Below are 6938 nucleotides of genomic sequence, written 5' to 3'. Positions count from 1 at the left end.
CATGACGGTTGGCCGCAATATCGCCTACCCGCTGGAGGTGGCGGGCGTGCCGCGGGCGGAGCGGGAGCGGCGGGTGCGCGAGACCGCGGCCGCGGTGGGCCTCGTCGATTATCTGGAGCGCCGGCCCGGCCAGCTTTCGGGCGGGCAGCGCCAGCGCGTCGCCATGGCCAGGGCGATGATCCGCGAGCCGCGGGTGTTCCTGTTCGACGAGCCGCTTTCCAACCTGGACGCCACCCTGCGCGTGCAGATGCGGCTGGAGCTGCGCCGGCTGCACCAGCGGCTGGGCGTCACTTCGGTGCTGGTCACCCACGACCAGACCGAGGCCATGACCATGGCCGATCTCCTGGTGGTGATGAATGGCGGCCGGATCGAGCAGGCCGGCACGCCGCTGGAGGTCTATGGCCGGCCGGCCTCGCGCTTCGTCGCGAGCTTCATCGGCACGCCGCCCATGAACCTGGTCGAGGCCGAGATCGCGCCCGGCGGGCGGCTCCATACCGCGCTGGGCCCGCTGCCGATCGCGGCGGCCGGCGTGGCACCCGGGCCCGTGCTGCTGGGCGTGCGCCCGGAGCATATGCTGCTGGCGAGCGGCCGGGAGGATGCCGAGCTGGAGCTGCCGCTGGAACTGGTCGAGGAGCTGGGCGCCACCCGGATCCTCCATGCCCGGCTGAATGGCCGGAGCTTCGCGGTGACGACGGCACCTGGCCTGCCCTTCCCGCCGGGCGCTACCCTGCTGCTCCGCCTGGATCCCGACCAGCTGCACCTGTTCCGGCCATCAGACGGACAGCGCATCGACGCGCAGCTCAGCCGGATCGACACCCTGGCCGCCGCGCGACCTGCGGAGACGAGAGACGCACGCTCTATCCGGAACATTGCCAAGCTCAGCGCCATGTGGCCATCGCCATAGCGCGAGAGGTCATGACTGATTGGGTCAGGGACATGGATAGGACGGGTGGCTCAGACCGTCAGCACCGTCACGCCGGTTCCTTCTCCAGGCTCTTGCGTAGCGCGTCGTTGATCCGGCGTTGCCAGCCCGGCCCACTCGCCCGGTAGCGCGTGAGCACGTCGGCATCCAGACGCAATGACACGTGTACCTTGGGGTTGGCCGACTTCGGCCGGCCGGCGGCACGACGCATGGCAGCGCGCCCTTCCGCCTCGCTCACCTCCCGGTCGCCGATCAGCCAGCGGCCGCGCTGCATGTCCGCGTCGGTCAGCTCCGGGTAGGTGTCCGGGTCCTCCGCGATCTGCCGGGCAATGTCCTCATCGGTGGTGGCGTCGACCTTGGCGAGGTCGCTACCCAAAACGGGCTTGTTCACGGGCATTGGCCTTCCTCATGCTGAATACGTGCACCGTCTCGCCGCGCCGGACATAGCCGATCATCACCAGCCGGCCGCGCAGATAGCCAAAGCAGATCATGCGCGTTTCGGCATAGTCACGCCGGGTATCCTCCACCTGATAGGTGGCCGTCGCCAGCACCTCACCAGCCTCAACAAAGTCCAGACCACGCTCGGCCAGGGTCTTGGCGCGCTTGGCCGGATCATAGGTGATGGTGGGCGGTGCCATATAATTTTTGTAGCACCGAAACCCGTGGCCGTCACAATCTATGTGGCACCATCATCGCCATCGCTCAGCCGATCCGCCTGCGATGATGGATCGGAGGCCATCAGACACGCTGCTCATCCCTGCCGCCACCGTTGCGCTCGCCCCTGTCATGGGGTAGCCGGGCCGCGATCGGTCGAGTTTTCCAGAAAACAGCAGCGGAGCAGGTGATTGGTCACCCTTCCGAGCGGCGTCGCCGCTGACAGCGTGCGGCTGACCGTGGCCACCGGCCCGGGCGGCACGGCCGAGCCGGCCTTTCTGGTCCATTACGGCACGAACGGCCAGACGATCCGCAGCAATGGCGGCACCGCACCGCGGGTCTACCTGGCCAACGGCACCGAGGTTCCGACGCGCGAGACCTTCTCCGGCGAGGAGCGGCTGCGGCTTACCGGCAGCGGCGAGGCTGATCGCCTGCTCGGCACGAGCGGCGCCGACCTGATCCGCGGCGGGGCCGGCGACGACCATCTGGATGGCGGGGCCGGCAACGACGTGCTGATGGGCGGGGCCGGGGCCGACCTGCTGATCTCGACCGCCGGCACGGACGGCCTGTCCGGCGGGGCCGGCAACGACGTCTATCGCCTGACCCGGACGATCGACAGTGCGGTGCTGTTCGACGAGGGCGGCACCGACCGGCTGGTGCTGGACGGGCTGCGCATGGCCGACCTGACCATCGGCCGGGACGGCCAGTCCCTGCGCATCGACTTCGCCCGTGCCGGCGGCGGCACCGCCCAGGTCCTGCTGGGCGACCAGTTCGCCAGCGGCACGGCGGTCGATCATCTCTACCTGGACGACGGCGCCTATCGCTGGAACGGCAGTGACTTCGTCAACGCCACGCCGCAGGCGGGTGCGCCCGACAAGGCCTTCATCGGCGGGCTCACCGACAAGGACGACCGGTTCCTGGGCTCGCCGTTCGCCGACCTGGTGTTCGGCAAGGGCGGCGACGACGTGATCCGTGGCGGGGCCGGCAACGACCAGCTGGCCGGCAGCGAGGGGAACGACTGGATCCGGGGCGATGCCGGCAACGACCGGGTCGATGGCGGCCTCGGCGCCGACATCCTGGACGGCGGCGACGGCAACGACCTGGTGCTGGGCGGGGCCGGCAACGACTTTCTCGATGGCGGGGCCGGTGCGGACTACGTGTTCGGCAGCCTGGGCGACGACGTGATCCGCGGCGGGGACGGCGACGACCTGAAGCTCGCCGGCGGACTCGGCGACGATCTGGTCCAGGGCGGGGCCGGCAACGACTCCCTGGATGGCGGCTCGGGCGACGACCGGCTGGAAGGCGGGGCCGGCAATGACGAGCTGCTGGGCGGGGCCGGCGACGACGAGCTGTTCGGCGGCGACGGCCAGGACGTGCTGCGCGGCGCCTATGGCGACGACCTGCTGAACGGCGGGGCCGGCAGCGATCTCCTGGCCGGCGGTCCAGGTGACGACGTGCTGGTGGGCGGGGCCGGCGACGACCGGCTGGAAGGCGGGGCCGGCCGCGATCTCGCCCAGTTCAGCGGCGCTCGTTCCAGCTACACGGTGGACCAGCTGAACGGCGGCCTGTGGCAGGTCGTCGGCCCGGACGGGCGCGACACGCTGACCGGGGTCGAGCTGGTCCAGTTCGGCGACGGCCCGGCCCTGGCGATCGGCAGCCTGCGCTAACGAGGACCGCTTCAGGCCGCTTGATCCGCCTGCCCTTTCCGCAGACATCTCGACGAGATGTAGAACAGGGGGAAAGACGCAATGGATCTCGGCCTGAAGGGTCTCAAGGCGATCGTCACCGGGGGCAGCAAGGGCATCGGCCGGCGCTGTGCCGATGCGTTCGCGGCGGAGGGCGCGCATGTCTCCATCTGCGCGCGCAACGGCCAGGAAGTCGACGAGACGGTGGCTGCCATCACGGCGCAGGGCGTGTCCGGGTTCGGCCAGGCGCTGGACGTCGCCGACAAGGCGGCGCTGGAAGGCTGGATCCATGCCTCCGCCAGCACGCTGGGCGGCATCGACATCGTGGTCGCCAACGTCTCCGCGCTGGCGGTGACCGACGACGAGGCGTCCTGGCGCAAGCAGTTCGAGGTGGACATGCTGCACAGCGTGAACACCGTCAACGCGGCCATGCCCTATCTGGAAAAGTCCAAGCATCCCTCGATCGTGCTGATCAGCTCGGTGTCCGGCCGGGAGATCGACTTCACCGGGCCGGCCTATGGCGCGTTCAAGGCGGCGCTGATCCACTATGCCCATGGCCTGGCCTACAAGCTGGCGCCCAAGATGATCCGGGTGAACAGCGTGTCGCCGGGCAATACCTATTTCGAGGGTGGCGTCTGGCACTGGATCGAGAACAACAATCCCGGATTGTTCAAGCAGGCGCTGGACCTGAACCCGACCGGGCGGATGGCGACGCCCGAGGAGGTCGCCAAGGGCGTGGTGTTCCTCGCCAGCCCGGCCTCCAGCTTCACCACCGGCACCAACCTCGTGATCGACGGCGCGCTGACCAAGGGCGTGCAGTACTGAGCCGTCGGTGCCGGGCCGGATGAGCGGATGGCGGGATACAGGCCGAGCCCCCGGCTGGACCTGAGGAGGGTCCTGCGCGACACGGGCAGGGCGCTGGTCCGCCATCGCTGGATCCTGCTCGGCCTGATCGCCGTCAGCACGATGCTGGGGGTCAGCGTGCCGGTGCTGGGGGTGGCCCTGGCGGGGTCGTGGGTCGCCATGGCGCTGCATGCCGTGGCCTCCTTCGTCATGGCCGGGTTCGCCGCAGCCGAGCTCGTCGGCCGGGTGGTAGCCAGCCAGGGGCAGCGCATCCTGATGCCCGGCATCCGGCCGGAGCGGCGATCGGTCAGGACGCTGCGCGCGCTGGGCGCCATCGGCCTCACCCTGCTGGTCGCGATTCCCGCCACGTTCCTCCTGGTCCTGCCCGGAATCTGGGTCATGACCGTCTGGTTCGTGGCCGTGCCGGCGGCCGTGATGGGCAGACTCGGCCCGGTCGCGGCCGCCGAACGCAGCTACTGGCTGACCCTGGGCCAGCGCTGGCACGTGCTGGCGCTGCATCTGGGCCTGCTCGGCCTGTTGTGGCTGGTCGACGCGCTGGCCGATCTGTGGACTGCCCGCGGGCTGACCCTGTCGGTCACCTTCTTCCATGGCAGCGGGCTGCTGGGCCTGCCCGAGGCGCAGCTGGACGGGCTGAGGGGCCTGCCCGGCTACGCGCTCCGGGTCCTGCTGCTCACCAGCTTCGCGCTCCTGTCCATGGTGCTGGTCACCGTGACCTGGCTGCACCTGCACCGCCTGCCCCGGCCGAGCGCAGCCCATGGCTTGACCGGCCCCGGGCGATCCCCTTTGGATCCCGGCGGGTCGCGCGTGCGGGAGGTGGACTGATGGCAACGGCGAAAGCCCCTGACCGCCTGCATCCGTTCAGGATCATCCGCGACGGCCTGCAGATCGTGCTGACCCGGCCGCTGCAACTGTTCGGCCTGGCGGGGATCGCCGTGTTCATCGCCACGGGCCTGGACATGCTGGTGGCACGGCTGATCAGCTCGCCCGACCTCGCCAATATCCTGGGGGTTGCGATCCAGGCGGGCGGCTCGGCCCTGGCGGCCGTGGCCGTCACCCGCGTGGTGCTGGCCCAGGCGGACGGAAGGGAACTGGGCGTGGCCGAGGCCTACCGGGCCGCCGGCCACGCGGCGCTGCGTGTGTTCGGCGCCAGCATGCTCGTCTCGTTCGGCGTCGTGATCGGCATGGTCCTGTTCGTGGTGCCGGGCCTGTGGCTGGCCACCTTGTGGATCGTCGCGGTGCCGGCCGCGATCGTCGAGGACCTGCCGCCGCTATCGGCGGTGCGGCGCAGCAGCCAGCTCACCCGCGGCAACCGCTGGCCGGCCCTGGTGCTGGTGATCCTGTCCGTGGCGGTCGGCACCGGTCTGGGCCTGCTGCTGGCCCTGCTGATCGGCATCCCGCTCGGCTGGTTCGCCGGGCCCGAGGCGGTCGAGACCGCCACCGGCTACACCCATTTCGGCCAGGTGCTGGAATCGGTGGGGGTGGCGGTCCAGGTGGTGCTGAGCTCGACCTTCGCCGCGCTGACCTGGCATCGGCTGCGCGAGATCTGGCGGGGTGCTGCCCGCCGGGCGGCGGCTTCCGCGGCGTGAGGAGCCGGGTCCCGGCCGGCTAGCTGGGTGGCGTGGCAGGCTGCGCGGGCGGGATGCAGGCGCGCAGGATGAAGTCGACCAGCGAGCGGGCGAGCGCTTCCTGGGCAGCCGGATCGGGCGGGCCGCCCCGCACGGCCGCCACCTGCGGCGCGAAGTCGGCATAGGTCTGGGTGGCGGCCCAGATCGTGAACAGGAGCTGGTGCGGGTCGACGGGCGCCATCCGTCCCTGGGCGATCCACTCGCGGATCACTTGGCTGCGCTCGTCGACCCACTGGCGCAGCTCGCCTTCCAGATAGTTGCGCAGCCGGTGGCCGCCGCTCAGCATCTCGCGGGCGAACAGCCGGGATGCCGCCGGCCGGCTGAAGCTCATCCGGACCTTCTCGATCACATAGGTTTCCAGCGCCAGGGCCGGGTCGTCCTCCGGGCCGAAGCCGCTGAAGCTCTCGTGCCAGAACCGCACCACCTCCTGGAGGAGGGCCACGTAGATCTGTTCCTTGGTCCCGAAATAATAGAGGATGTTCGACTTGGGCATGCCCGCCAGGTCGGCGATCGCCTGGGTGGTGGCGCCCTCCAGCCCTAGCTCGGCGAATACCTGCTCGGCGGCGGCGAGGATGCGCGCGCGGTTCCTGCGGCGGATCTGGCCGGCCATGCATTGGTTCCTTCGGTTGTTGTCGCACGCGGCCCGAATGGAATCATTCCAGGCTGGAATGATTCTTGACGGCAGAGGCCTACCCAATAACGTGCCGTTAATGGGAACCCGATTCCGGCGCAAGATCAGCACGCCGGCGGAGACGACATCAGCATGAGCGACATTGCCGGGCATCGGCTTTCGCCAGCGGACTATGCAGAGGCCTTCGCCGACCTTACGCCGCCTCTGTCCCGCAAGACGGCACTGGTGGAAGCCTCCCGCTGCCTGTTCTGCTACGACGCACCCTGCGTGGAGGCCTGCCCCACCGGCATCGACATCCCGCGCTTCATCCGCGGCATCCAGACCGACAATGTCCGCGGTGCCGCCACCACCATCCTGGACGCCAACATCCTGGGCGGCACCTGTGCCCGGGTCTGTCCGACCGAGATCCTGTGCGAGGGCGCCTGCGTGCGCCTGGACCAGGACCATGAGCCGGTCATGATCGGCGCGCTGCAGCGCTATGCCACCGACTTCCTGTTCGCTTCCGGCGAGCAGCCCTTCGTCCGGGCACCTGAAACGGGCAAGCGGATCGCGGTGGT

The 6938-nt window shown here is 70.0% G+C and carries 8 protein-coding genes and 1 pseudogene; 6 read left to right on the top strand and 3 right to left on the bottom strand.

Annotation, left to right across the window (positions count from 1 at the left end; genetic code table 11):
- Positions 1-904: ABC transporter ATP-binding protein (locus tag VNS22_RS03040; RefSeq protein WP_325729491.1), on the top strand; the 904-nt coding region annotated here is incomplete at its 5' end.
- Between the two features lie 67 nt (positions 905-971).
- On the opposite strand, the gene VNS22_RS03035 is transcribed toward VNS22_RS03040, so the two are convergent.
- Positions 972-1313 (bottom strand): BrnA antitoxin family protein, encoded by a 342-nt coding sequence (locus tag VNS22_RS03035; RefSeq protein ID WP_325729490.1) that lies wholly within the window; start codon positions 1311-1313, stop codon positions 972-974.
- Positions 1291-1560, bottom strand: coding sequence for a BrnT family toxin (locus tag VNS22_RS03030; protein ID WP_325729489.1), 270 nt, complete (start codon positions 1558-1560; stop codon positions 1291-1293). Before VNS22_RS03030 ends, VNS22_RS03035 begins: the two co-directional genes overlap by 23 nt.
- A gap of 207 nt (positions 1561-1767) precedes the next feature.
- Between VNS22_RS03030 and VNS22_RS03025 the strand changes: the two genes are divergently transcribed.
- The 4 genes from VNS22_RS03025 (at position 1768) to VNS22_RS03010 (ending at position 5711) form a co-directional block, all read left to right on the top strand.
- Positions 1768-3243: a calcium-binding protein gene (locus VNS22_RS03025; RefSeq protein ID WP_325729488.1), complete on the top strand. Its 1476-nt coding sequence runs from the start codon at positions 1768-1770 to the stop codon at positions 3241-3243.
- Positions 3244-3324: 81 nt separating this feature from the next.
- Complete coding sequence (locus VNS22_RS03020; protein ID WP_325729487.1) at positions 3325-4086, top strand: SDR family oxidoreductase; 762 nt, start codon at positions 3325-3327, stop codon at positions 4084-4086.
- 27 nt (positions 4087-4113) lie between these two features.
- Entirely contained in the window at positions 4114-4947 is an 834-nt protein-coding gene (locus VNS22_RS03015) for a hypothetical protein (RefSeq protein WP_325729485.1), read from the top strand.
- Positions 4947-5711: a glycerophosphoryl diester phosphodiesterase membrane domain-containing protein gene (locus VNS22_RS03010; RefSeq protein WP_325729483.1), complete on the top strand. Its 765-nt coding sequence runs from the start codon at positions 4947-4949 to the stop codon at positions 5709-5711. The genes VNS22_RS03015 and VNS22_RS03010 overlap by 1 nt, the downstream gene beginning before the upstream one ends.
- Before the next feature lie 19 nt (positions 5712-5730).
- On the opposite strand, the gene VNS22_RS03005 is transcribed toward VNS22_RS03010, so the two are convergent.
- Positions 5731-6360, bottom strand: coding sequence for a TetR/AcrR family transcriptional regulator (locus VNS22_RS03005; protein ID WP_325729481.1), 630 nt, complete (start codon positions 6358-6360; stop codon positions 5731-5733).
- Between the two features lie 153 nt (positions 6361-6513).
- Between VNS22_RS03005 and VNS22_RS03000 the strand changes: the two are divergent.
- Positions 6514-6938: pseudogene (locus VNS22_RS03000) on the top strand (dihydropyrimidine dehydrogenase); the annotation flags it as partial.

This window comes from Geminicoccus sp., assembly GCF_035556675.1.
GTDB lineage: Bacteria > Pseudomonadota > Alphaproteobacteria > Geminicoccales > Geminicoccaceae > Geminicoccus.
The sequence above is the reverse complement of the archived record's forward strand: the minus strand, read 5'-3'. Positions and strand labels throughout refer to the sequence as shown.